Here is a 25934-nt window from a genome sequence, read left to right on the forward strand (position 1 = left end):
CAGCGCGCCGAGAAAAATCGCAGCCCAGCCGGCGGTGAAGATGATGCTGGGCGGGTTCAGTCGAGCAGCCCTAGGCTGCGCATCGAAACCGGTTTGCCGGCGCCGACGATGACGTGATCGTGAAGCTGGATCTCCAACGCGGTCAGCGCGCGCTGCACCGCGCGCGTCGTCTCCACGTCGGCGCGGCTGGGGTTTGGATCGCCGCTCGGATGATTGTGCGCCAGGATCACCGCCTTGGCGTCGAGCTGCACGGCGCGGCGCGCGACCGCAACCGGATAGAGCGGCGCAGCGACCGCCGTGCCGTTGCCCTGCGCTTCATCGGCAAGCAGACGGTTGCGGTGATCGAGATAGAGGACGCGGACTTGCTCGCTGCGCTCGGCGCCGAGGCGCCGTTGCAGATACCGCTCGACCGCGCCCCACGACGCCAATACGTCGTCGGACAATTCGCGTGTGCCGACATGCAACGACGCTGCGTGCACCGCTTTCAGCAACGCGCGCGCCGCAGGCCGGGTTTCGAGCGCCGATTTTTCCAGCGCTTTGGGCGTTGCAGCCAGCAAGGGACCAAGCCCACCGAACTCGGCCAGTAATGCTTTCGCCAGCGGCTTTACGTCGATGCGCGGAATGGCGGCGAAGAGCAGCGCTTCGAGAATTTCGTAATCGGGCAGCGCGTCGCCGCCGGCTAGCAGCCTTGCGCGCAAACGGTCGCGATGACCTTCCCAATGCGGCCGCAACACGGCGTCGTGCGTGCCCGCTAGCGGATCCTCATAGAGTGGAACCGGTGCGGGGGCGCGACGCTGCATTTATGCGTAAGGCGGTTTTGTGTGGCCGGCGGGCGAGAGCGTGAAAATCTCCACGCCGGTCTCGGTCACGCCGACCGAATGTTCGAACTGCGCCGACAGTGAACGGTCGCGCGTGACGGCGGTCCAGCCGTCATCGAGAATTTTCACTTCGTAACGGCCGGCATTGATCATCGGCTCGACGGTGAAGAACATGCCCGTCTTCAATTCAGGACCGGTGCCGGGACGGCCGTAATGCAACACCGACGGCGGCGCATGAAAGACGCGACCAAGCCCGTGACCGCAGAAATCGCGCACGACGGAGAACCGATTCTTTTCGGCGTGCGCCTGAATGGCGTGACCGACGTCGCCCAACGTTGCGCCCGGCTTCACTGCTTCGATGCCGCGCATCATCGCTTCGTACGTGACTTCGATCAGCTTCTTGGCGCGCAGCGGCACGCGGCTGCCGACTTCGTACATGCGGCTGGTGTCGCCATACCAACCGTCGAGGATCGGCGTGACGTCGATATTGACGATGTCGCCGTCCATCAGACGCTTGGCGCCCGGAATGCCGTGGCAGACGACGTGGTTGATCGAGATGCAGCTCGACTTGGGATAGCCCTTGTAGCCGAGCGTCGCCGGAATGGCGCCGTGCTCGCGCATATAGCGTTCGATCTCGACGTCGATCTCATTCGTCACCGCGCCCGGCACAATCATCGGCACGATATGGTCGAGCAGCGCCGCAGCCAGGCGGCCGGCCTTGCGCATGCCCTCGAAATCTTCGGGGCCGTGGAGCGGGATCCGGTTTTCGTCCGCGGTTTCCTGCGGCGCCGGCTGCGGGTAGGTCATGAGGTGAAAAGGCTCTTGGGTACGCTTGGGGCAATCCGAGACATGGGCGATGGGGCCGGGACGGGCAAGCCAAAAGCGCGCCCTGCGCCAAAGAGACAGGAAAAGCGATGAGCGAAACGCTGGTGCAGGCCGCAATCCTGGTGATCGGGAACGAGATCCTGACGGGCCGGACCAAGGACGCAAATCTGCCGTTTCTGGCCGAACGGCTGGAGGCGCGCGGCATCCGCCTCGCCGAAGCCCGTGTCGTCCGCGACGTCGAGGACGAGATTATTGCCGCACTCGACGCGCTGCGCGGGCGGTACGACTATGTCTTCACGTCGGGCGGTATCGGGCCGACGCATGACGATCTGACCGCAGCCGCGGTCGCGCGCGCGTTTGGCCGCAAGCTGGTGCGCGATGCCGAAGCGGTGCGTCGCCTGACCGTGCATTACGGCGGCGAAGAACATCTGACGCCGCCGCGTCTCAAAATGACCGACATTCCCGAAGGCGCCAGCTTGATCGACAATCCAGTCTCGGCCGCACCGGGTTTCCGCGTTGAAAATGTCTTCGTGCTCGCGGGCGTGCCGAAAATCTTGCAGGCGATGTACGACCAGCTTGAACCGTCGCTGCTGGGCGGCGCGCCGCGCGACAAGCGCACCGTGCGCACCGCCTTGTTCGAAAGCCGCATCGCCGAACCGCTCGCTGCAATCGCAGAGACATATGCAGCGGTCGAGATCGGGTCGTATCCATGGTTCCGCCTCGGCCAAGGCGGAGTCGCACTGGTCCTGCGCAGCGCCGACGCGGCTGCGTTGACGCAAGCGACCGACGCCGTGATCGCAATGTGCCGCGCACAAGGCGACGAACCTGTTGCGGAGTAAGTAGGTGGCGCGCCAACCGAAGCTGCGGAGCTAGCGTAGTCCCCCTACGCTAAAGCTTCGGGGGATCAACCTGCACTGCTGCGCAGCGCAGGTTGGTGCGGGCGGCCGGACTTGAACCGGCACATCGGTTTCCCGATTACGGATTTTAAGTCCGTTGCGTCTACCATTTCGCCACGCCCGCGGCAGGGCGCGACACTAGACATGGTCAGGCCCGGCGCCAACACCGGGGCCATTGCACGGTGGCGTTGCCGGTTCAGCTTGTCGATGAGCCCCGCACCGCGTTCGATCAGGCCGTGCAGAGAAACTTCGCCACGATCGGGGACCGGCAAGTCCATTACCGGCATGAAGGTGCCGGGCCGGCGGTGGTGCTGCTGCATCAATCGCCGACCTCGTCGCGCGAACACGAATCGCTGTTGCGGCGCCTGGCCGGCGAAGGCTTCGCCGTCTTCGCGCCCGATATGGCCGGCTACGGCCTGTCCGATCCGCATCCGTTGGGCGCGCACGTCACGATCGAAGCGCTCGCCGACGACGTCGCTGCGTTTCTCGATGCGACCGGCATCGCAACCGCGGGCATCTACGGGTTTCACACCGGCGGCTGCATCGCGAATGAATTTGCGCGCCGCCATGCTGCGCGCGCCACCGTCACGATCGTCGGCGGGTTCGTTTGCCAAACCGACGAAGAGCGCGCCGAGACGCTGGCAAACTACCTGCCGCCGTTCGTTCCGCTCGCCGACGGCACGCATCTTCCGTGGCTGTGGTCGCGAGTGAAAGACCAGAAGATCTTTTACCCTTGGTATCAGCAGGACGACGCAGCACGCCTGTCGTTGACGGTCGGCACGCCGGCGCAGCTGCATGCAACGGCAATGGCGTTCCTCGATGCCGGCGATTCCTATCGCAGCGCGTACGGCGCCGCTTTTCGCTATCGCGGCGTCGATTCACTGCCGCACATCCCCGGCGCGCATTACATCGTCAGTTACGAAGCCGATCCGCTGTACCGGCATCTCGATCGGTTGCCGTCGCTCGCATCCAACATTCGCATCGAGCGTTGTGCAACGCCGGAACTTGCGACAGTGAAACTGATTGAGATCCTGGCGCGGCATCGTGCCGGCATCGCGCCGCCACCGCCCGCACCACAAGCGCGACGCAGCGCATGGATTGGCGACTATGCCGGTGCGATGCGGCTACGCCGGAACGATGACGCGGCAGGCGATCCGATCGTGCTGCTGCATGGCGCCGGTGAATCCGGCCGTGCGCTGACCGCCCTGGCGCAACCCTGGATCGGGCGCCGTCGCGTGCTGGTTCCGGATCTGCCGGGACATGGCGACAGCGAGGAACTGCACGCCGACGGCATCGCGGCCACGGCGCGCGTGCTGCGCGACGCGTTGGATGCGGCGCGTGTGCAGCGCTGCGACCTGATCGGACGCGGGTTCGGTGCTGCGGTAGCGCTCGAGCTGGCGCGGCTTGATCCGCCGCTGGTGCATCGTCTGGCGCTGCTCGACCTGCCGCCGTCGGATGCGGCGCTGCGCGACGCGATGCGGGCGCAGGACGCGCCGCCGCTCGATCCCGATTTTCACGGCGGCCATCTCAGCCGCGCCTGGCACGTTGCACGCGATCGCGGCTTGTTCTTTCCATGGTTCGACCGGCGTGCCGAAACGCGCATCGCGACCGCCATCGACACGCAGACGATTCACGACCGCGCCGTCGACATGCTGAAAGCCGGTGCGGCCGGGCGCGCCGCGATGTTGGCGACGCTCGACTATGACTTCGAGCGGGCTGCCGCCGCGGTCACGGCGCCGATCCTGCGGCGCCTACCGGGCAACGACTGGGGCTAGTCGCGCACGACCACCAGGCTGACATGTCTGGTGTCGATGACGACTTTGCCGGCATGCGGAAAATTTACGGTCGCGCGCGGTCCAATGACCGACTGGACCTGGCCCACGCCCCAGTCGGTTTCGGTCGGGTGGCGGACGCGTGCGCCTGGTACTAGGTCTGGATCCTGCGACATCCCAGCATGCTAAGACATGCCCATGGCCAACGCTTCTTCCATTGATACGCGGCTCGTCGAACTCCTCTGTTCGCGGCTGCTGCATGACCTGATCAGCCCGCTCAGCGCGATTTCAAATGGCGTCGAACTGATCCGCGAGGGCGGGATGGACGACGACGCGCTGGACCTGATCGAAGGTGCGGCCCGACAGGCGACCCGCCGGGTCCAGGCGCTGCGTCTGGCCTGGGGCTCGGCCGGTGCCGAAACGGGCCCTGGCCCGGTGCGCGTCGCCGCGCTGGCCTGGTTCGAAGGCACGCGCATTACGCTCGACTGGCCCGAGACGGTCGACGCACCGCTGCTCGAACGACGTGGTGCAACCAAGCTGCTGTTGAACGCAGTGTTGCTAGGCGGTGAAGCTTTGCCAGGACAAGGCGCGTTGCAGGTCACACGCGACGGCGACGTGATCGTTGTGACAGCAGTCGGGCGCAATCCGACGCTCAAAGGTGCAGGCGAAGCATGGCTGGGTGCTGCGCTTCCCGCCGCGACAAGTGCAGAAGCACACGATGTGAACGCGGCGTACGCAGCCGCGCTTGCGCGGAGCTATGGCCTGTCACTTGTCGTGTCCCGCGCGAATGACAGCCTGTCCTTGCGTCTTAGCGCTGCGTAACGCGCACGACGCTATACGGACGGATATCTGAATATCCGATCGCTGCTGTCACCAACCCGAATGCACTAACACGTCACGCAAATTGCGCTGATAGACCGCACTCGTAGCTTTGAGCCGAGGAGATGGTCGTGTTGAAAACCGTACGCGCAAAAGTCGTTTTAGGCCTGGCCGTGATCCTGCTGGCGACCGCGACGTTAGGAATTGTCGCCGTAAATCGCATGTCGTCGATGAATGACAGCGCGGCGGACATTCGCAACAACTGGCTTCCCGGTACGCGCGAACTTGGCCTGCTGATGCGCAACGTCGAGCGCGTCCGCGGCAACCAGGCCGCGACAACCATGTCCAAGAATGCGGAAGAGCTCGCCAGCGAACGCAAGTTGGTCGACGGCTATCTGAAAGAAGTCGACTCGAGCTGGGCCGCCTACGAAAAGCTGATCACGCCGGGCGAAGAGGCAACGCTCGCCGCCGCCGCAAAAAAGGCCTGGGCCGGCTATATGCAGATCGTGGTCGGCTTCCGCGCCGCCCAGGACGCCGGCGACATGCCGAAGGCGGAAAAACTCTACCGCACCGAAATGCGCGACCAGTTCCGCGTGCTGCGCACCGACCTGCAGAAGCTGCTCGATTTCAACGTCGCCGGCGGCAAGAACGCAGCCGATGACGGCGAGCGCACGTACGCCAACACGCGCATCGCCGTCGGCGTCGCGATCGTGATTGCGCTGGCGCTCTGCGGCGTCGTGATCACCTTCATGTTGCGCGGCGTGTTGAAACCGTTGAGCGAACTGACGGCCGCGATGAGCCATCTGGCCGGCGGCGATCTGACGACCAAGGTCATCGGCGAGAAGCGCGAAGACGAAATCGGCGCCTTGGCGCGCGCGCTGGCCGTGTTCAAAGCCAACGCGATCGAGAAAGAGCGCCTGACCGCCGAACAAGAGACCGCCCGCCAGGCCAAGGAAGCGCGCCAGGCCATCGTTGCGGCCGAGATTCGCGGCTTTGAAGGCACGATCGAAAGCCTGCTGAGCGCCTTGTCGGCGGCTGCGACCGAGCTGAATTCGACCGCCGGCTCGATGCAGTCGATCGCCGAGCGTGCGACGCACCAGGCAATGTCGGTGTCGGCCGCCAGCCAGCAGACCAGCGGCAACGTGCAGACGGTCGCGACCGCGACTGAAGAATTGTCGGTCTCGATCCAGGAAATCACGCGGCAGGTGGCGGACTCCAATCGCCGCGTGCAGGACGCGGTGACCCAGGCCGAAACCACCACCACGACGATGCACGGGTTGCGCGACGCAGCCGAGCGCGTCAGCCAGGTCGTGGGCCTGATCGGCGATATCGCCGCCCAGACCAATCTGCTGGCGCTGAACGCCACGATTGAAGCGGCCCGCGCCGGCGAAGCAGGCAAGGGCTTTGCGGTGGTCGCCAGCGAAGTGAAGAGCCTCGCCACCCAGACCGCCAAAGCGACCGAAGAAGTCTCGTCGGTGATCGGCGACATTCAGACCGAGACCGGCAAGGCGGTTGCCGCGATCGATCTGGTCAAGTCGACCATCGAAGGGCTGAGCCACATTGCCGGCACGATCGCGGCTGCGGTCGAACAGCAGGGTGCTGCGACACGCGAAATCGCGCGCAACGTCGAAGAGGCCGCGCGCGGGGTCGAGCGCGTCTCGAGCGACGTCGTTGCGGTCGAGGGGGCGGCGACCGATACGGGCGAGGCGGCAACCCAGGTCACGACCGCGGCGCAGGATGTCAGCCAGCAGGCTGAAACATTGCAGGCGCGTGTGGCGACCTTCCTCGGCAACATCCGCGAAGCAGCCTGACGAGCAGGATCTGGCGAACAAGTCGCGCATTCGCGTGATTGTTCACGGTTTGTAAGGAGCCTCGTGCGCGCCTTAGGGGTGCACGAGGCTTTCTTGCCCGCGGGACTATTGATGCTGGGGATCGACCAGGCTTCGCTCGGCGGAACCGGGCTGGAGCTGACCTTGCAAGCGATCGGCGCGTTGGCGCGACAAGTGTCGCTGCTGGCGATCAGCGCCGTGGCCTATGCGTGGCTGTTACAAACCTGGCGCCGTTCGGGCGCCTGGCTGGCGCTGCTCCTTGCGACCGTGCTGATGAGCGTGCTGGTCACGCTGACGCTCTTAAACCCAGTCCAGCTTGCGACCGTCGGGCAGCTCGACGTGCGCGACGTCATCGTCAGTTTCGCGACGCTCGACCTGCCCTTGTTGCCCAGCCTAGTTGTGACCGCGGTCGCGATGGCGGTGCGCGGTGGATTTGGCGATGCGGCGGCGGGCGCCGGCGTTGCCAATATTGCGCTGACATTCCTGCTGGCACGCGCACTGCGCTACGCCATCGATCGCGGCAAGCTGACTCGCGGACCGCGTATCTATCTGTTCATCGCCGTCACGCAATGGCCGGTCTTCGTCGTGCCATCGGTGTTGATGATTCCGGGCCGTACGCTGTCGCAGATGCTGGGCGACGGCTCGCTGTTGGTCATGGCCGTGCTGGGCGTGGTCACGATCGCGTTCGGTTGGGTCAGCGATTTCATCGCGCGTCAGGCCGACAAGGATTTGACGATCGAAGAAAACGCGATCTCGCTGCGGCACATTCTCGATGGGTCGACGCAAGGCGTGCTGATCCATGACGGCTTGAAGCCGATCTTTGCCAACGAAACCTTCGCACGCATCTACGGCTATGCCTCTGCCGAAGCAGTGATTCAGGCGGGCACGATTGCGCCGCTGGTGGTGACGCAAAGCGGACGCCCGCCATCAGACGAGATGTTGTGGCTGCAGACCGATCCGCGTGGCGTTCCGACCTTCATGGGCGATCGTCGCGCACGGCGCGTCGACGGATCGACGATCTGGATCGACGCCGAGATCCGGTTGACGATGTGGCGCGGCAGCCGCGCCATCCAGACCACCGTCGTCGATGTGACCGACGCGCATCGCGCCGCCGACCTGCTGCAGCAGCGGCGCGAAATGCTGGCCAAGCATCAGGACGCCCTGCTCGAATTGTTGCGACTGCGCTTCGACGGATCGCAATCCTTCGCCGCAATCACCGAAGCAGCGCTGCCGTTGCTACATGCCGGCATGGGCGGATCGCGCACATCGATCTCGCTCTCGGATCACGCGGCGGGTCTCTATGAGTGCCTGGGCTATTACGAGCCCGGCGCCGGCATGTCGCCGGGCGATCTCGTGCTGCGCTGGTCCGATCTGATCGGCATCGAAGGCGAGATGCAGGCGGCGTCGACGATCCTGATTCCCGACGTCGACCTCAGCCATGTCGAACCGAGCCTGGCCAACCTGCTGCACAATGCCGACGCACGGTCGGGTCTGATCGTCCGCGTTCCGATCGACGCGCGTTATGCCTGTTTGATTCTCTTCTATGACGCGCAGCCGCGCAGCTGGAGCCTGGAAGAACAGATCTTCGCGCGCGCGACCGGCAATATCGTCGGCATGGCGATGCTGTCGCATCTGCGCCAGCGCAATTTCGAATCGCTCGACGCGGTGCTCGACGCGATCCTGATTTTCGATGCCGACGGGTTGGTGACGTACGCCAATCGCGCGGCCTACGACCAGATCGGCCTGTCGCCGGGCGATCTGTTCGATGAACACGCGATGCAGCTGCTGCCCGAGATGCCCGCGCCAAGCGCGGGCGAAACGGCGCATACGGTCCCATGGACGCGCCTCGACGGATCGACCACCGAAGTGCGCGTGTTGCACCGGCGGCTCGCCGATGGCGGTTCGGTTGCGACCTGGCGTGACATCTCGGTCGAACTCGAAAGCGAGAAAGAAAAAGAAACGCTGCGGATGCAGCTGACCCAAGCCGCCAAGATGGAGGCGATCGGGCGGTTGGCCGGCGGCATGGCGCACGACTTCAACAATCTGCTGGGCGCGATTATGGGATTCGCGGGCTTTCTGGTCGACGATCTCGACGAAGGCAGCGAGCAGCACGGTTACGCCATGCGCGTTCTGTCGGTGAGCGAGCGCGCGCGCCAATTGGTCATGCAGATATTGGCGTTTTCGCGCGCCGAAGGGGCGGCGCGCATGCCGGTCGGCTTGACCGAATGGGCCCGCGAAGGCCGCGACATGCTGCAAGGATTGTTGCCGGCCTCGACGCAGCTGATCGTGCATCCAAGCTCGCGCGAGCTGCATGTCTACGGCAATGCGACCCAGCTACAGCAGGTGCTGGTCAATCTGTGCGTCAACGCCAACGACTCGCTGCCCGAAAATGGTGGCACGATCGAAATCGAATTGGCCGAGATCACGCCGGTCGGATCGTCGCCGCTCGCGGTCAGCGAAACCGACGGAAGTTTCCATACGGCACGGCTGGAATCGGGGCAGCTGACAATCGGCCAGCGCTATGCGCGGCTGCGCGTGCGCGATCGCGGCTGCGGCATTCGCCAGGATGTGTTGGACCAGATTTTCGAACCGTTCTTCACGACCAAAGATCGCACGCGCGGAACCGGCCTCGGTCTCGCGGTCGTGCACGGTCTGTTGCTCGCACATGACGGCGCCTATGCGGTGCGTTCGACGCCTGGCGATGGAACCGTGTTTGACGTCTATCTTCCCGCAGTCGACGCGCCGGCTGCAGTGGCGACGCTGGGCACGCGTGTCGCCGGCACGCCCGGGCCAGCCATCGCAGCGTTGTTGCTGGACGACGAAGAAGATCTGCTCGACGCGATGCGCATCGGCCTCAAGCGGCTGGGCTTCGCTGTGGCGGCGACCAATTCACCCGGCCAGGCGCTGGCCTGGCTGCGGGAGAAACCGGGTGCATTCCAAGTGCTGATTACCGATCAAGTGATGCCGGGCATGCGCGGCACCGCGCTGATTCCGCTGGCAAAGGCCGCCGATCCGGCGGTGCGCGTGATTTTGACCACCGGCTATAGTGACGGCGCGACCGAACGGATCGCGCGCGAAGCCGGCGCCGATGCGTTTGTCCTGAAACCCGTGCCGCCGGAAACGATGGCGCGCACCGCACGCTCGTTGTTCGCCGCATGAACAAACGCCTTCTGATCGCCGACGACCATCCGCTCTACCGCGAAGCTGTACGCGGGCAGGTCGAGCGTCTGATTCCCGGTGCCACGATCGATGAAGCGGCGTCGCTGGAAGAAGCGCTGGCCTTCCACGGCCGCTACGACCTGATCGTGGTCGACTTTCAAATGCCGGGCATGACGATCGATGCAGGCGTACCGCGTCTGGTTGCGGCGTTCCCGGGATGTCCGGTGGCGATGATGTCGGGCGTCGCGCGGCCGCGCGAAGTGCGCGCTGCGTTGAAAGCCGGCGCGCGCGGCTTTCTTCCCAAGACATTGCCGGCTGCGGCGCTGGCTGCAGCGCTGGAAATTCTGTTTGCCGGCGGCACCTACGTGCCGCTTGAAACCGTGCTCGACGAGGAAAGCGGCGACGAAATCGCCTCCGACACGCCGGTGCGTGCGGTGCCGAGCTGGATGGAATCGCTGTCGCCGCGCGATCGCCGGATCCTGGTCGCGATCGGGCGCGGCCTGACCAACAAAGAAATCGCGCGCGAACTCGAACTCGCCGAAGTCACGATCAAGGTCAATTTGCAGCAGATCTTCCGAAAAATCGGCGCGCGCACGCGTTCGGAAGCTGCGGTGATCGCGGTCCGTGCAGGACTGTTGGGCGATTGAGTTGGTGAATCAAACGTTTGCACAGCTCGCGATCGGCAACTTCCCGACTGAATCCAACCGCAAACGCGACGATTCCTGTCGCGGATTAGTCCGGATATCCGCACGGATATAGGCCCTATACCGACGCCGTACTGCGCGGTTGGCGGCCCGACCCTAGGGTCCGGCCATGCAAGTTCTTCTAGTTGATGACGATGCGGACCACCTCGCCTTTATGACGGCGTTGCTGCGTCGGGCGGGCCACCACCCGCATAGTTTTACCGACGCGCAGACCGCGCTCGACCGCCTGGCCGAAGGGACCGAGGTCGATGCCGTCGTGACCGACGTCTTCATGCCTCTGATGGATGGGGTCGAATTTACGCGTGCGATCCGCCGCCACGCGCCGGCCCTGCCGATCATCGCAGTGACCGGCGGATTTGGTGGAATTTCGCACCCGTATGAGCGCGCCATGGCCGCCTTTGGCGCCCGCCAGGTCTTCCGCAAACCGGTCGACGCGGCCGAATTGCTGCGGGCAATCGAGCGCCTGCCGGGCATGGACGAACAAGTCCTGGCCGACGGCACCGTAAAGGCGAGCTGATTTAACGCATTCGTTACATCCAAAGGCCAGCTTCGGCGCCGGCCCCAGCTGCATTCAGGGGATGAGGACCGGCTATGGACGATCTGCTTCGCGAATTCCTGACCGAGACGAGTGAGAGCGTTGCGCTGCTCGACGTCGAGCTAGTGCGCCTCGAGCGCGAGCCGAACGATCCGGGCCTGCTCTCGTCGATTTTCCGCTTGGTCCACACGATCAAAGGCACGTGCGGTTTCCTCGGCCTGCCCCGCCTCGAATCGGTGGCCCATGCCGGCGAGAACGTCCTCGGCAAATTCCGCGACGGCGAGCTGGTGGTGACGCCGCCGGCGGTCACGCTGATCCTGCAATCGCTCGACCGCATCAAGTCGATCCTGTCGGTGCTGGAAGAAACCGGGTCCGAACCGGCCGGCAACGACGCCGACCTGATCGAACGTCTGCATCGTGCCGAACACGGTGATTTCGGCGAATCCGGCGCGCCTGCCGCTGCCAGCGCCGTTCTGGAAGAAATCGCCGCTGCGGTTACGCATGCGGTCGAACACGAAGAAGCCGAAGTCGCGCACCCGTTGCCGGCGACCCAGGCCGCAGCTGCCGTGCCCGCCGCACCTCCGCAAGTTCAAGATGGCGCGCCGGCCAAGGAAAGCGCAGTTGCATCGCAGTCGATCCGCGTCGGCGTCGATCTGCTCGAAAATCTGATGACCACGGTCAGCGAACTGGTGCTGACGCGCAATCAACTGCTGCAGATCCTGCGCCAGCAGAAAGAAACGGAATTCACCGGTCCGCTGCAGCGCCTGAACCAGGTCGTCAGCGAGCTGCAGGAAGGCGTCATGAAGACGCGCATGCAGCCGATCGGAAATGCGTGGGGCAAGCTGCCACGCATCGTGCGCGACCTGGCGCACGAACTGAACAAGAAGATCGAACTCGAAATGCGCGGGGCCGAGACCGAACTCGACCGCCAGGTTCTCGAGCTGATCAAAGATCCGCTGACGCACATGGTGCGCAACTCGGCCGACCACGGCATCGAGAAGCCCAGCGAACGCGTCAATAGCGGCAAACACGAAACCGGCCGCATCGTGCTCAACGCCTATCATCAGGGCGGGCACATCATTGTTGAGATCGCGGACGACGGCAAAGGCCTGCCGATCGACAAGATCAAAGCGAAGGTGATCAAGAACGGTCTCGCGACCGAAGCCGAACTGGCGCAGCTCACCGATACGCAGATCCAGCAATATATTTTCCGCGCCGGCTTCTCGACCGCCGAAGCGGTGACCTCGGTGTCGGGCCGCGGCGTCGGCATGGACGTCGTCAAGACGAACATCGAAAAGATCGGCGGCACGATCGAACTGAAGTCGGTCTACGGCCAGGGTTCGACCTTCACCATCAAGATCCCGCTAACCTTGGCGATTGTCTCGGCGCTGATCGTCGAAAGCGCGGGCGAACGTTATGCGATCCCGCAGCTGTCGGTGGTCGAGTTGGTGCGCGCGTCGGAACGCGCGGCCGAAGGTGAAAACCGCATCGAACGCATCAAGGGCGCGGCGGTGTTGCGCTTGCGCGACCGCCTGCTGCCGCTGGTGTCGTTGCAGGAAATTCTGCAGCTCGAGCCGACAGCAGCCGAAGACTCCGAACGTTTCATCGTCGTCGCCCAAGTCGGCAATTACGCGTTCGGCATCATCGTCGACCGCGTCTTCGATACCGAAGAAATCGTGGTCAAACCGGTGGCGCCGCTGCTGCGTCACATCTCGATGTTCTCGGGCAACACGATCCTGGGCGATGGCTCGGTGATCATGATCCTGGATCCGAACGGCATCGCGCAGGCGACCGGCGAAATGATCGCATCGGAACGCAACGCCATGGCCAAGCAGGAAGAGCAGGCGACCGGTCTCGACGAGACGACTGCATTGCTGGTGTTCCGCGCCGGTGGCGTCGGTCCGAAAGCGGTGCCGCTGTCGCTGGTCAGCCGCCTCGAAGAGTTCGATCTCAAAGACATCGAAATGGCGCGCGGCCAGCACGTCATTCAGTATCGCGGCAAGTTGATGCCGCTGATCCGTTTCGACAATTCCAAGCCGTTGGCGACGACGGGCCATTGTCCGGCGCTGGTGTTCGCCGACCGCGAACGTGCGATGGGTCTGCTGGTCGACGAGATCGTCGATATCGTCGACGAACAGGTCGAAATCCAGCTTCAGTCGGATCAGCAGGGCGTGATCGGCAGCGCGGTCGTGGCCGGCAAGGCCACCGACATGATCGATGCCGGCTTCTGGCTGACGCAGGCCTTCCGTGATTGGTTCGGTTCGGTTGATCGCTATGTCGATCAGACCGGCCACAGCAACAGCAGCACCGGTCGCCGCATTCTGCTGGTCGATGACAGCCCGTTCTTCCGCAATCTGCTGACGCCGATGCTGCAGGTCGCCGGCTATCACGTCACCACCGTCGAAAGCGCGCTTGCCGCCTTGGAATTGGTGGAGCGTGGCGAACGGTTCGACGTCATCGTCAGCGACATCGAAATGCCCGGCATGTCGGGCTTCGAATTCGCCGAGAAGATAAAAAGCGACGCGCGCGTCAGCAGCACGCCGGTCGTCGCGCTGTCGAGCCACGCATCGCCCGCCGATCTCGATCGCGGCCGCGCTGCCGGCTTTGACGACTACGTTGCCAAACTTGACCGCGACGCGCTGCTCGCAGCGCTGTCCGAAACGCTTGCCGAGCACAGGAGCGCCGCATGAGCGGGAAAGAAATCGTATTGTCGGGCGGCAACGCCCTGGCACACGCCAGCCACGACGTCGCGGAATACGTAACCACGATCGTCGATGGCCAGCTGTTCGGCATTCCGGTTCTGCAGGTGCAGGACGTGCTGGGTCCGCAACGCGTGACGCGCATTCCGCTGGCGCCGAAAGAAGTCGCCGGTGCGCTGAATCTGCGCGGCCGCATCGTCACCGCGATCGACGTGCGCACGCGCCTCGGCCTCGTCAAGCGTCAGGGCGATCACCGCGCCATGTCGATCGTGGTCGAACATGGCGGCGAGCTGTACAGCCTGATCGTCGATGAAGTGGGCGAGGTTCTGTCGCTGCCGGCCGATCGTCTCGAGGCCAATCCGCCGACCCTGGATTCGGGCTGGCGTTCGGTCTCGCTGGGCATCCATCGGCTCGAAGGTCGCCTGCTGGTGGTCGTCGATGTCGCACGTCTGCTCGACTTCACGCGCGCCGAGGCCGCATAAGGCTTGGATTCGCCCTGGCGTTTGCGACTTCGTCCCAACGCCCCGATTGACGCGGACCTCCGGATCCGGCCCGATTACAGCTGACCCGTGGGGATCATGAGAGCACCGACATGAAGACGTGCCTGGTCGTGGATGATTCCGGCGTTATCCGCAAAGTTGCGCGCCGCATTCTTGAGCAGATGTCCTTTGATTGCAGTGAGGCCGAAAACGGTCTGATTGCGCTCGACGCCTGCAAAGCGCGGATGCCCGACGCGGTTCTGCTCGACTGGAACATGCCGGTGATGAGCGGCATCGATTTCCTGAAAGGCTTGCGCGCCATGCCCGGCGGCGACAAGCCGAAGGTCGTGCTGTGCACCACCAATAACGATATGAAGCACATCGTCGAAGCGCTCGGCGCCGGCGCAGACGAGTACATCATGAAGCCCTTCGATCACGACATCGTGCAGGCCAAGTTTGCGCAGATCGGCCTGGTGTGAGCGTCGTGACAGCTCCCCAGCCAGATAATGGCAAAATCCGCGTCATGATCGCGGATGACTCTGCAGTCATTCGTGGATTGACGACGCGCGCGCTTGAAGCTGAACCCGACATCGAAGTCGTGGCCAGCGTGCCCGACGGGCGTATGGCGGTGGCACAGCTCGAACGTACCGTCGTCGATGTGATCGTGCTCGACGTTGAAATGCCGAACATGGACGGCCTCACCGCGATCCCGCACCTGCTGAAGGTGGCGCCGCTGGTGAAGATCGTCATGTCGTCAACGTTGACGGTGAAGAACGCCGAGACGTCGATGAAGGCGATGCAGGCCGGCGCCGCCGACTGTCTGCCGAAACCGACTGCGACGCGTGATATGCTGGGCGCGGCCGACTTCAATCGCATGCTGGTTGAGAAGGTGCGTTCGCTGGGCCAGGCTGCGCAACGCGGCGGTTCACGCGCTCGTACCGTTGCTGCACGCGGCACCCCGTCGACGGTGCCGATGCGTCCGGTGTCGACGTTGCCGCGCGCATTGCCGCCGGCGCGTCCGATGCCGGTCATGGCGCCGAAGATCATTGCGATCGGCAGCTCGACCGGCGGTCCGCAGGCTTTGTTTGAAGTGTTGAAGCATCTCGCCGGGACCGATTGTCCGCCGATCATGCTGACGCAGCATATGCCGCCGACCTTCACGACGATTCTGGCCGATCACATTCAGCGCCAGTGCGGCATTCCGACGATTGAAGTGCAGGACGGCACGCCGCTGCAGCGCGGGCGCGTGCATGTCGCACCGGGGGACTTTCACATGACCGTGTCGTCCGACGGCGGCACGTTGCATATCGACAAGAACCCGCCCGAGAATTTCTGCCGCCCGGCCGTCGATCCGATGTTGCGGTCGGTGGTGGCGGCGTTCGGTCCGCGGGTCTTGACCTTGATCCTGACCGGCATGGGTTCGGACGGACTCAAAGGTTGCGGCAAAGTCGTCGAAAGCGGCGGCGCAGTGTTGGCGCAAGACGAAGCGACCAGCGTCGTGTGGGGCATGCCGGGCGCGGTCGCGACGGCAGGTCTTTGCAGCGCCGTGTTGCCGCTGACGGAAATTGGCCCGCGCCTCAAGGCGCTTGCAACCGCGCGGGCGGCGTAACGCGATGCGGCCAGCCGATTTCGAACTTCTGTCGAACCTGCTGAAGCTGAATTCCGGCCTCGTTCTGACGCCGGACAAAGCCTACCTGCTCGAATCGCGCCTGATGCCGGTGGCGCGCAAGCACCAGATCCCGACGATGGAAGCGCTCGCCGATAAGGTGCGCTCGCGTCCGGACGACACGTTGCTGCGCGACATCACCGAAGCGATGACGACCAACGAGTCGTCGTTCTTCCGTGATTCCAAACCGTTCGATCAACTGCGCGACGTGTTGCTGCCGCGCATGCTGGAAGCGCGCGGCGCCCGCAAGCAGCTGCGCATCTGGTGCGCCGCCGCTTCGTCGGGGCAGGAGCCGTATTCGATCTCGATGATCTTGAAAGAACAGGCGGCGAAACTCGCCGGCTGGAAGATCGACATTATCGGCACCGATCTTTCGAACCCGATTCTCGATCGCGCCAAAGAAGGCCTCTACACGCAGTTTGAAGTGCAGCGCGGCCTGCCGATCACCTTGCTGGTGAAGTACTTCAAGCAAGAAGGCGACAAGTGGCGCATCTCGGACGACATCAAGAAGATGGTGCAGTATCGCCGTCTCAACTTGCTGCAGCCGTTCGGTGATCTCGGTCAGTTCGACATCGTCTTCTGCCGCAACGTGCTGATCTATTTCGATCAGCCGACCAAAGCGAAAGTGCTCGAGGCGATTTCCAAGCAGATGCCGAATGACGGCGTGCTGTTGTTGGGCGGCGCCGAAACCGTGCTTGGCGTCACCGACCGATTCCGGCCGATGGAAGGGCAGCGCGGCCTGTATGAGCTTTCGACCGCACCAGCATTGCAAAAAGCGGTCTGATTTTTACAGCCTGTCGGCGCTAGACAGTCGGTCATGAAACTTCCGACGCAAGCTTTCACGACGATCGACTGGGCCAACGTGCCCGTCACCGAACATGCCGGCGAGACTGGCATGGCCTATTGGCGCACGCATCAAGTCGGCGATCTGCGCGTACGCATGGTCGAGTACTCGCCCGGCTATCTTGCCGATCATTGGTGCGATCGCGGTCACGTCTTGTTGGTGCTGGAAGGCGAGATCGTGTCCGAGCTGCGCGACGGCCGCACGTCAACGCTGACGGCAGGCATGAGCTATCAAGTGTCCGATTTCGGCGATCCCGCACATCGTTCGTCCACCAAGACGGGCGCGAAGTTGTTTATCGTCGATTGACTGCGCGCTAGCGCGGCACGGTTTCCAGCAACATCCAGCGCAAGCCGGTACCGGTCTGCGCCTCGTCATACACCGCCGGTTCGACCGGCATGATGTCGAGCCGGATCGCGCCTTGCGCAACGATATCGGGCGGCAGGTCGAATTTGACCTGCCGCTCTTCTTTTGTGAGCTGCGCTTCGGCGACTTGCGTTCCGTTCGCCCGGATCTGCACGCGCGCCGTGCCCATCATCATCAAGGTCGCGCGCAGACCGTTGTCGACGCGGCGTTGCGGCTCGATCCACAAGGTGCCGAACGCGTCTTTCATCCAGGTGCCGTTGCCGTCGCGCGTGCCCCAGCCGCGACCCAGATACGGCGTCGGACGGTCGAGCCAGATGATCTGGTGCACCGGTGCGATCGGGAAATGCGGCCGCAGTCCCAGCGGCGACAGTTGCACCGTGTCGAGGAGCGCGTTGCGATCAAGCGGCGTAAAGGTGAAGGCGCGGTCGCCGCAGCCTTGCGTCGAGGTATCGAGCGGCCGCTGCTGCACGCCGCTTTCATCACGCCAGCCGAGAAAGCCTTCGAAGGTTCGGCGCACCAGCATGCCGGCTTTGTCGCCATCGGCGACCAGCACCGCAAGCAGCGCGCCATCTTCGTCCAGCCGTATGTCGAGCTGCGCATATTTGCCCGGCGCATCCATCGCCGGCAGTACGCGCAGCGCAACGCCACGACGCTGCGCCCACAAATCAAAGAAGCGGCGATCCTGGGTCTCGGCGAAGTCGACCCAATCAAACAAGCGCGGCGCCAACAAGGTCCGCCCGTCCAATAGCGCGCGGGTCTGGTCGCAGCGCAGCGCCGCGTCGAAGCCGTGGAACTTCGCGCTTTGGATTCGCATCGAGCGCGCGATCGGCTGGTTGATCGCAGCAGCGCCAAGCGCGCCACCGAACACCGCAATCGCGACCAACACGGCGCCGATGCGCGGCAGACGCGCGACGCCGGCAAGAAGGGCGGCAAACAAGGTCGCGATGCCGAACCACGCAAAGCGCGTCGGCAGCCAGCTTTGAAACGTGCCTGCGGTCCAGCGTTGCCATTGATCGGTAATCGACTGCAGCGCGATCGCGACAACGCCCATCGCAATGCCCGCGACGGCGAACAGAAGAAGCCCGCGCCACGATAGGCGCAGCGCACGGGCCGCTCGCAATGCCAGCAGCGCGGCGATGCCGGCGCCAACCCAGGCCCCCGCCGACAGGTGCAACAAGGCGCGAGGTCGCACCACGTCGTGAAAGCGCATCGCTTCGCCGGTGCCGGCGTCGAAGAACAACCAGACACGTGGATCCAGCCAGCGCACGAACCAGATCGCGCTACCGGCGAATTGTTCGAATACACGGCCGATCGCGGGCCATGTCAGTGCGCCGGGCATCATGCCCTGGTAGCGAATCTCGCTGGTCAGACGCCAACCGACATAGATCGCGGCGTAGAGAGTCAGGATCGCGCCCAACAGCAAGGTGATGCGCAGCGCGCGTCGTCGGGTCGTCGGATCTTGTGCCAGCAGCAGCAACGCGACCGCGACATAGATCAGCCCGACCAGCAGGATCGATTCGTACACCGGCATGGCCAGCGCGAAGAGCAACGCCGCCGTCGCCGACCAAGCAACACCACCACGCTGCACGTAACGGCGCGACGCGGCGACGACGCCGGCGAAGAGCAGAAACGGATACAGCATCGCCGCCGGCCAGGATGGCGGCGGCGCATGCGGCGCCAGAATAAGCCAACCGATTGCGACGCTGCACCAAAGCAGCGACGCGGCGCTGCCGATCAACGGCGCCAAGGCAAAGGCGGGCAGGGTAAAGGCGAGCGCGAACACGCCCCAATTCAGCAGCCCCAGCAGCGCGCTGTTTTGGATCGCGGTGATGGCGCCGAACAGGCGCATGAAGGGGTGCAGCCAGATCCGTCCGTTGCCGACGGCGAATTCCGCCGCCTTGTCGTCCATCGACCCGTTCATGTGCGCAAAGGCATGAATCGCATCGTCGCCGGTCAGGAAGCGAAGCTCCCACAACGGCGCGACGAACAGCGCGATGAGCGCAGTCAGCAACAGAAGGTCGAGAAGGCGGGGCCGGTTCACGACCGCCTGCCTACAAAAAGAAAACCGGCGTGCCTACAGGCCACGCCGGTTTTATCTGTTGGTCTGGGTCGAAGATCAGGCGGTCGCTGCCTGTTCGGCTTCCGACGCCGGCTCGATGCCTTCGCCGGCTGGATCGCGCAGCACGTAGCCGCGGCCCCAGACCGTTTCGATGTAATTCTCGCCGCGGGTTGCGGTCGACAGCTTCTTGCGCAGTTTGCAGATGAAAACGTCGATGATCTTCAGCTCGGGCTCGTCGATGCCGCCATAGAGATGGTTCAGGAACATCTCTTTGGTCAGCGTGGTGCCCTTCCGCAGGCTGAGCAGTTCAAGGATGCCGTATTCCTTGCCCGTCAGATGCAGTGGCTGGCTTTCGACTTCGACCATGCGGCTGTCGAGATTGACCGTCAGCTTGCCGGTCTTGATCACCGACTGGCTGTGGCCCTTCGAGCGGCGGACGATCGCCTGGATGCGGGCGATCAGCTCGCGCTTGTCGAACGGCTTGGTCAGATAATCGTCGGCGCCGAAACCGAGGCCTTTGATCTTGGCGTCGAGTTCGGTGAGGCCCGACAAAATCAAAATCGGCGTCTGCACCCGCGACGAGCGGAAGCGCCGCAGCACTTCATAACCGTCGATGTCCGGCAGCATCAGGTCGAGGATGATGATGTCGTAGTCGTACAGTTTCCCGATCTCGAGGCCGTCCTCGCCGAGATCGGTCACGTCGACCACGAAGCCTTCGGTCTTGAGCATCAGCTCGATCGACTTCGCGGTCGAGCTGTCGTCTTCCACCAAAAGTACGCGCATGGCGGCTGTCCCTTTGCCCTCTGCCTAGAGGGGGATATTAACCTTTCCGTTCGTTAACGCCAGCCTCGATCTTGCTCGATGTCAAAAGGGCTTTTCGCGGGCTGCCGCCGTCATTTTCATCCGGTCTTAACCGAGTCCGGGGCGTCATCAGGCCGCTCATGCGATCCCTCGCCGCTAGCATCATCGACCGAATCCAGGACCTGCCGGACGACCGTCATTTCGGTCGGGTTACCGCAATTTTGGGCATGCTGGTTGAGGTTGGCGGGGTCGAACGCAAGCTGACGATCGGCAGCCGGCTCGACCTGGTCCCCACCGTGGGCCGCCGGGTCCCCTGCGAAGTCGTTGGCTTCCGTGAAGGCCGCTCGCTGCTTCTACCCTTTGGTCGGCTGGACGGGATCGGCCTCGGCTGCGTCGCCGAAATCGCCGCCTCCCAGCCGACCGTGTCGCCCAATGCGGGCTGGCTCGGCCGGGTGGTCAATGCGCTGGGCGAGCCGATCGACGGCAAGGGCCCGCTGCCGATGGGCGGCATCCCGGTCCCGCTGCGCAACACCCCGCCGCCGGCGCATCAGCGCAAGCGGATGGGCGGCAAGCTCGATCTCGGCGTGCGCGCGCTGAACACGTTCGACACGGTCTGTATGGGCCAGCGCCTCGGCATCTTCGCCGGTTCGGGCGTCGGCAAGTCCGTGATGATGTCGATGATGGCGCGCTTCACCGCGGCCGACGTGACCGTGATCGGTCTGGTCGGCGAACGTGGTCGTGAAGTGCAGGAATTTCTCGAAGACGATCTCGGCCCCGAAGGTCTGGCGCGTTCGGTCGTCGTCGTCGCAACCGGTGACGAAAGCCCGTTGATGCGGCGCCAAGCGGCGCACATGACGATGTCGATCGCCGAAAGTTTTCGCGACGAAGGTCGCGACGTTTTGCTGCTGATGGATTCGGTGACGCGCTTTGCGATGGCGCAGCGCGAGATCGGCCTGTCGGCGGGCGAACCGCCGACCAGCAAAGGCTATCCGCCGACCACCTTCGTCGAATTGCCGCGCCTGCTCGAACGCGCCGGCCCCGGCGTGCACGGTGCCGGCAGCATCACCGGCCTGTTCGCCGTGCTGGTCGAAGGCGACGATCACAACGAACCGATCGCCGACGCGGCGCGCGGCATTCTCGACGGGCATCTCGTGCTCGAACGCCAGATTGCCGAGCGCGGCCGCTACCCGTCGATCAACGTGCTGAAAAGCGTCAGCCGTGCCCTGCCGATGTGCAACAGCGACGCCGAGAACGCGCTGCTGAAATTGGCGCGGCAGGTGATCTCGACCTACGAAGACATGGCCGAGTTGATCCGGCTCGGCGCGTATCGCACCGGCAGCGATCCAAAAGTCGACGAAGCGATCCGCCTCTATCCGGCGATCGAAGAAATGTTGAGCCAGGATCGCAACAAGGGCGCGACCTTGGCCGAAGGCTACGCGATGCTCGCAGCCGCGCTCGGCGTGCAGTGGCCGCCGGAGGCCGGATAACATGGCCGACCTCAGCGGCGTCATCCGGCTCAAGAAATTCCAGCTCGACGAAAAACGTCGCGTGCTGGCTGATCTCAACGCGCTGCTGTCCGAACTGTTGGCCGAACGCGACCGGCTCGACGCACAGGTGCTGGTCGAACAGGCGCACGCGCAGGCCAGCCTCGAAGGCCAGCTCGCATACGGGAAATTCGCGCAAGCCGCGATCGCGCGGCGCAAGCGTCTGGGCGACTCGATCGTGCAGGTCGAAGGCCAGATCGAAGCCGCGACCGACCAGGTGCGCGAAGCGATGGGCGAGCTGAAAAAGTTCGAAATCACCCAGGCCGAGCGTGAGAAGCGCGCCCGGGCCAAAGTGCGCCGCCGCGAGACGCAGACCTTGGACGACATCGCGATCGAACGGTTTCAGCGCAAAACCGGCGTCTAGCATCAGTTTTATCGGGGGCCAGTTGGAAAGGGCCCGCGACAGGAGCTGGGCTCGATCAAGCTTCGTCACCAAGCTACGGTTCAGCCGATCCCTCCGCGTGTTACAGGAGCGCCTATGGAGCAACCGGCCCCCCACATCCTGGTCGTCGACGACGACGGCGAGATCCGCGACCTCGTCTCGGGTTTCTTGAAGCGCAATTCGTACCGGGTCATGACCGCACGCGACGCCAAGGCAGCGCGCCAGGCGATGGCGGACTACAAGTTCGACCTGGTCGTGCTGGATCTCATGATGCCGGGCGAAGACGGCCTGTCGCTGTGCCGCGACCTGCGCGCTAAATCGAAATTGCCGGTGATCATGGTCACCGCGCGCGGTGAAGAAACCGACCGCATCGTCGGTCTGGAAATCGGTGCCGACGACTATCTGCCGAAACCGTTCAGCCCGCGCGAATTGCTGGCGCGCATCCGCGCCGTGCTGCGTCGCGCGACCGACGGCGCCGGCGACCTGCCGCCGACCGAGCTGGTGACGTTCGAAGGTTGGACGCTCGACCTCGGCACGCGTGCACTGACATCGCCGGCCGGTGCCGACATCGACCTCACCGGCGGCGAGTTCGAATTGCTCAAAGCGTTCGTGCAACGTCCGCAGCGCGTGTTGACGCGCGACCAGCTGCTCGACATTACGCGCGGCCGCGATCCGATCCTGTTCGACCGCGCCATCGACGCGCAGGTGTCGCGCCTGCGCAAAAAGATCGAACCCGATCCCGGCAATCCGACCTTGATCAAGACGGTGCGTGCCGGCGGCTATGTCTTCGCTGCGAAAGTGGAGTCAGTCGGCGCGGCGTAAAGCAGCACCGCGAAGAACAGGTTCATCGTGCAGTTCAAGCTTCCACGCCTTCGCATCCTGCCGCGCTCGACCGCCGGCTGGGTTCTGCTGGCGCTCGTTGTCGGTCTGACCTTCACGCAGATCATTTCGATCCTGGCGTTCCAGATCAAACTGGCCGACGTGCTACGCCGGATTCAGTTCCAGAACGTCGCCGCACGCGTCGAGACGATCGACAAGATCGTGCGTGCGTTGCCCGAAGATGCACGGCCGCAGGTGCTGGCGCTGATCGAAGAACCCGGCTTTCGCCTGTCGCTTGCGCCGCCGGGACCCGGCGAGCGCGAGCCGGATGACGAACGCAAAGCGGATTTGAAGCAAAAGCTCGAAGACGTCGTGCAAAGCTCGCGGCGTCTCAACCGCGACCGCGAACGCGCCATTCGCGACCAGCTGGAACAAGTGCTGGAAGTACATCAAGAGGCGCTCGACCGCGCGCGCGAAGCCGAACAGGAAGTGCGCCGCGCCGCGCGCGAGGCGCAAAAGGCGCATATGGACGCCGAGCGCCGCATGCGCAAAGCGCAAGGCAAGAACGACAAGAACGATCGCGAAGAGGACGCGGCTGACGCGCTCGATGACGCAGTCACGCAGCGTGAAGCGGCGCGCATCGCAGCCGACGCGGCGCGACGTGCGCGCGAAGATGTGACGCGTGCGCGCGAACAGATGCGGCGCCTGTCGGATCAGCTACGCCGCGGCGTTGCGGGCAGCGCCTATGGCGATCCGGTCGAAGACGTGATGCTGAACGCGCCGCAAATTCCGCAGCCGCAAGTACAGGTTCCAAATCCCGGCGTCGTGGTCGAAAGCAAGCGCATGATCGCGCCGTTCTTCGGCCCGTCGACAGTGCGCACGCAGCCGCAGGTGCCGCAGGTCGTGCCGAACGTTGCGCCGCCGTCGCCGCCGGTGCCACCGGCACCGATGGCGACGCCAGCACCAGCGCCGGTGTCACCCGCGCCTGCACCGGCGCCGGTCGCGACCGCCGAACCGCTGGCGCAGCCGCAGCCGCGCGCGCCGCGGCCGATGCTGGCTGATCTGTTCGATCACAATATCGAAGCGGTGAAGGTGCATTTGCCGCTGTCAGGCGGCAACGCGCTGACCGTCACGATCAACGCGACCGCTGATCCCGCCGGTGAGACCGCCAATCTGGCGCTGTTCCTGATCGGGATCGGTCTTGCCATCACCGCGATCGCCGCCTGGTCGATTCAGCGTCTGACGCGACCGCTGACCTTGTTCTCGAACGCAGCCGAACGGCTGGGTCGCGAAATCGACGCGCCGCCGGTGCCCGAACGCGGGCCGAGCGAAGTGCGCCAGGCCGCGCATGCGTTCAACCAGATGGCCGATCGTCTGCGCCGTTTCGTGCGCGACCGCACGACCATGCTGGCGGCGATCAGCCACGATCTGCGCACGCCGATCACGCGCGCCAAGCTGCGCGCCGAGTTTGTCGAAGACGAGGTGCAGCAGAAGAAGCTGCTGGCCGATCTTGACGAAATGGAAGCGATGATCGCTGCGACGATGAGCTTCGCGCGCGACGACGCCAACCAGGAGCCGCGCCAGCCGACCGATCTTGCCGATATGCTGCGCCATATCGGCGACGAGATGCGCGAGACCGGCAAAGACGTCACCGTCAACGTGCCCGCCGAACTGATGACCGATTGCCGTCCGCAAGCGGTCAAGCGCGTCGTCTGCAATCTGGTGCAGAACGCAGCGACCTACGGCTCGCGCGCAATCGTGACTCTGACCGCCGACGACGAGCAGATCGAAGTGCGCGTCGAAGATGACGGTCCCGGCATTCCGCCCGAAGATCTCGAACGCGTCTTCGCGCCGTTCGTACGGCTGGAAGAATCGCGCAACCGTGCGACCGGCGGCGTCGGCCTAGGTCTGTCGATTGCGCGTTCGATCGCTCGCGGCCATGGCGGCGACCTGGTGCTCGCCAACAAAGAACCGCACGGCCTCGTCGCGCGTCTTCTGCTGCCCCGTTAGAACGCGCTCGCGTCGACATTGCCGCCGCTGACCACGAGGCCAGTCGGGCAATCCAGCTTCACCAGCCCGGCGCGGATCGCGGCGTAGGACGCAGCACCCGCACCTTCGGCGCGCACGCCCAGCCGGTCACGCAGCGCGTGCATCGCGTCCAGGATTGCGTCTTCGTCGACCTCCACGATGCGCGGGTTGCAACGATCGACCACAAGCTGGGGCAGCTTGCCCAGCGCGCGCACGGCGATGCCGTCGGCGCGTGTCGGGCCGTTGGCGCCGCGTCCGGCCAGCGCGACGCCGATCACTTCGACGTTCGGCGCTCGCGCTGCGACTGCCAGCAACGTGCCCGCCAGCAAACCACCGCCGCCCACCGGCACGATCAGACGGCGCACGGTCGGTGCAGCAGCCAGCAATTCCATCGCGACCGTGCCCTGGCCCGCGATCACATCGGCGTCGTCGTACGGATGCACGAAGGTGAGGCGATGTTTGGCAGCAAGGTCGAGCGCATGTTTGCGCGCTTCGATCAGGTCGTCGCCAAACTCGACGACGTCGGCCCCCATCGACCGCACGCGCTCGACTTTGTTGCGCGCGGCATTGGCCGGAAGCACGACCACCGCGCGCAGGCCCAACGCAGTCGCATGCCGCGCAATCGCGGCGCCGTGATTGCCGGCGGATACGGTGACGACGCCGGCTGCGCGGGCTGCGGCGGGCAGGGCCAGCAAGGCGTTCAGCGCGCCGCGTTCTTTGAAAGCGCCGGTCGGCTGTTCGGTTTCCAGCTTGAAGCGCAGGAACGGTCCGTCGGTGACGGTGCGCGTTCGGGCGACGCGCCCTTGCAGACGTTGGGCGGCGCGAACCACCGCGTCGGGGGCAAAGACGGGACACGAGTCGGATTGGGTTTCGCGGACGGACTCCGCGCGGGC

General features: G+C 64.6%; 23 protein-coding genes and 1 tRNA gene. 17 read left to right on the forward strand and 7 right to left on the reverse strand.

All coding sequences use genetic code 11. The features are described from left to right. Positions 1-56 precede the first annotated feature (56 nt). Positions 57-800, reverse strand: coding sequence for a JAB domain-containing protein (locus tag TMPK1_RS18225; protein ID WP_420244829.1), 744 nt, complete (start codon positions 798-800; stop codon positions 57-59). Further along, entirely contained in the window at positions 801-1625 is an 825-nt protein-coding gene (map, locus tag TMPK1_RS18230; RefSeq protein WP_420244831.1) for a type I methionyl aminopeptidase, read from the reverse strand. A gap of 107 nt (positions 1626-1732) precedes the next feature. Here map and TMPK1_RS18235 point away from each other — a divergent pair, with 107 nt between their 5' ends. After that, on the forward strand, positions 1733-2482 hold the full coding sequence (locus TMPK1_RS18235) for a competence/damage-inducible protein A (protein ID WP_420244832.1): 750 nt from the start codon (positions 1733-1735) through the stop codon (positions 2480-2482). Positions 2483-2575: 93 nt separating this feature from the next. Here the strand turns inward: TMPK1_RS18235 and TMPK1_RS18240 are convergent. After that, positions 2576-2663: transfer RNA gene (locus TMPK1_RS18240), tRNA-Leu, on the reverse strand. A gap of 58 nt (positions 2664-2721) precedes the next feature. Here TMPK1_RS18240 and TMPK1_RS18245 point away from each other — a divergent pair. Next, the gene (locus TMPK1_RS18245; RefSeq protein WP_420244834.1) at positions 2722-4314 is read left to right on the forward strand and encodes an alpha/beta fold hydrolase; all 1593 of its coding nucleotides are present in this window, start codon (positions 2722-2724) and stop codon (positions 4312-4314) included. On the opposite strand, the gene TMPK1_RS18250 is transcribed toward TMPK1_RS18245, so the two are convergent. Then, positions 4311-4487, reverse strand: a complete 177-nt coding sequence (locus TMPK1_RS18250; RefSeq protein ID WP_420244836.1) for a DUF3553 domain-containing protein — start codon at positions 4485-4487, stop codon at positions 4311-4313. The genes TMPK1_RS18245 and TMPK1_RS18250 overlap by 4 nt on opposite strands. Before the next feature lie 22 nt (positions 4488-4509). Between TMPK1_RS18250 and TMPK1_RS18255 the strand changes: the two genes are divergently transcribed. The 11 genes from TMPK1_RS18255 (at position 4510) to TMPK1_RS18305 (ending at position 17351) form a co-directional block, all read left to right on the forward strand. Then, positions 4510-5133 (forward strand): histidine phosphotransferase family protein, encoded by a 624-nt coding sequence (locus tag TMPK1_RS18255; protein ID WP_420244838.1) that lies wholly within the window; start codon positions 4510-4512, stop codon positions 5131-5133. Between the two features lie 128 nt (positions 5134-5261). After that, positions 5262-6941, forward strand: coding sequence for a methyl-accepting chemotaxis protein (locus tag TMPK1_RS18260; protein ID WP_420244840.1), 1680 nt, complete (start codon positions 5262-5264; stop codon positions 6939-6941). A gap of 111 nt (positions 6942-7052) precedes the next feature. Further along, on the forward strand, positions 7053-10118 hold the full coding sequence (locus TMPK1_RS18265; RefSeq protein WP_420244842.1) for a hybrid sensor histidine kinase/response regulator: 3066 nt from the start codon (positions 7053-7055) through the stop codon (positions 10116-10118). Next, the gene (locus tag TMPK1_RS18270) at positions 10115-10765 is read left to right on the forward strand and encodes a response regulator (RefSeq protein ID WP_420244844.1); all 651 of its coding nucleotides are present in this window, start codon (positions 10115-10117) and stop codon (positions 10763-10765) included. Before TMPK1_RS18265 ends, TMPK1_RS18270 begins: the two co-directional genes overlap by 4 nt. A 166-nt stretch (positions 10766-10931) precedes the next feature. After that, entirely contained in the window at positions 10932-11339 is a 408-nt protein-coding gene (locus TMPK1_RS18275) for a response regulator (protein ID WP_420244846.1), read from the forward strand. Positions 11340-11413: 74 nt separating this feature from the next. Then, positions 11414-14047 carry a hybrid sensor histidine kinase/response regulator gene (locus tag TMPK1_RS18280; RefSeq protein ID WP_420244847.1) on the forward strand — a complete coding sequence of 878 codons (2634 nt, stop codon included), beginning with the start codon at positions 11414-11416 and terminating at the stop codon, positions 14045-14047. Further along, entirely contained in the window at positions 14044-14538 is a 495-nt protein-coding gene (locus TMPK1_RS18285; protein ID WP_420244849.1) for a chemotaxis protein CheW, read from the forward strand. The genes TMPK1_RS18280 and TMPK1_RS18285 overlap by 4 nt, the downstream gene beginning before the upstream one ends. Before the next feature lie 110 nt (positions 14539-14648). Further along, positions 14649-15014, forward strand: a complete 366-nt coding sequence (locus tag TMPK1_RS18290; RefSeq protein WP_420244850.1) for a response regulator — start codon at positions 14649-14651, stop codon at positions 15012-15014. Positions 15015-15058: 44 nt separating this feature from the next. Then, positions 15059-16144, forward strand: coding sequence for a protein-glutamate methylesterase/protein-glutamine glutaminase (locus TMPK1_RS18295; RefSeq protein ID WP_420244852.1), 1086 nt, complete (start codon positions 15059-15061; stop codon positions 16142-16144). Positions 16145-16148: 4 nt separating this feature from the next. Beyond that, positions 16149-16985, forward strand: a complete 837-nt coding sequence (locus TMPK1_RS18300; RefSeq protein ID WP_420244853.1) for a CheR family methyltransferase — start codon at positions 16149-16151, stop codon at positions 16983-16985. Between the two features lie 33 nt (positions 16986-17018). Beyond that, positions 17019-17351 (forward strand): DHCW motif cupin fold protein, encoded by a 333-nt coding sequence (locus tag TMPK1_RS18305; RefSeq protein ID WP_420244854.1) that lies wholly within the window; start codon positions 17019-17021, stop codon positions 17349-17351. 7 nt (positions 17352-17358) lie between these two features. On the opposite strand, the gene TMPK1_RS18310 is transcribed toward TMPK1_RS18305, so the two are convergent. Both TMPK1_RS18310 and ctrA read right to left on the reverse strand, forming a co-directional pair. After that, complete coding sequence (locus TMPK1_RS18310; RefSeq protein WP_420244856.1) at positions 17359-19449, reverse strand: hypothetical protein; 2091 nt, start codon at positions 19447-19449, stop codon at positions 17359-17361. Between the two features lie 75 nt (positions 19450-19524). Further along, positions 19525-20250: a response regulator transcription factor CtrA gene (gene ctrA / locus TMPK1_RS18315; protein ID WP_420244857.1), complete on the reverse strand. Its 726-nt coding sequence runs from the start codon at positions 20248-20250 to the stop codon at positions 19525-19527. 158 nt (positions 20251-20408) lie between these two features. Here ctrA and fliI point away from each other — a divergent pair, with 158 nt between their 5' ends. From fliI to TMPK1_RS18335, 4 genes are all read left to right on the forward strand, one after another. Further along, complete coding sequence (gene fliI / locus TMPK1_RS18320; protein WP_420244858.1) at positions 20409-21755, forward strand: flagellar protein export ATPase FliI; 1347 nt, start codon at positions 20409-20411, stop codon at positions 21753-21755. A 1-nt stretch (position 21756) separates the two neighbouring features. After that, on the forward strand, positions 21757-22176 hold the full coding sequence (locus tag TMPK1_RS18325; protein ID WP_420244859.1) for a flagellar FliJ family protein: 420 nt from the start codon (positions 21757-21759) through the stop codon (positions 22174-22176). Between the two features lie 114 nt (positions 22177-22290). Beyond that, a complete protein-coding gene (locus tag TMPK1_RS18330) occupies positions 22291-23016 on the forward strand; it encodes a response regulator (protein WP_420244861.1) in 726 nt (241 codons plus the stop codon). Positions 23017-23043: 27 nt separating this feature from the next. Further along, positions 23044-25023: an ATP-binding protein gene (locus tag TMPK1_RS18335; RefSeq protein ID WP_420244862.1), complete on the forward strand. Its 1980-nt coding sequence runs from the start codon at positions 23044-23046 to the stop codon at positions 25021-25023. Here the strand turns inward: TMPK1_RS18335 and TMPK1_RS18340 are convergent. After that, positions 25020-25871 (reverse strand): threonine ammonia-lyase, encoded by an 852-nt coding sequence (locus TMPK1_RS18340; RefSeq protein ID WP_420244863.1) that lies wholly within the window; start codon positions 25869-25871, stop codon positions 25020-25022. The two genes, TMPK1_RS18335 and TMPK1_RS18340, sit on opposite strands and share 4 nt — an antisense overlap. Positions 25872-25934 lie beyond the last annotated feature (63 nt).

The sequence above is a fragment of the Roseiterribacter gracilis genome (assembly GCA_018332375.1).
In the GTDB taxonomy this organism is placed as follows: Bacteria; Pseudomonadota; Alphaproteobacteria; order BOG-932; family Roseiterribacteraceae; genus Roseiterribacter; species Roseiterribacter gracilis.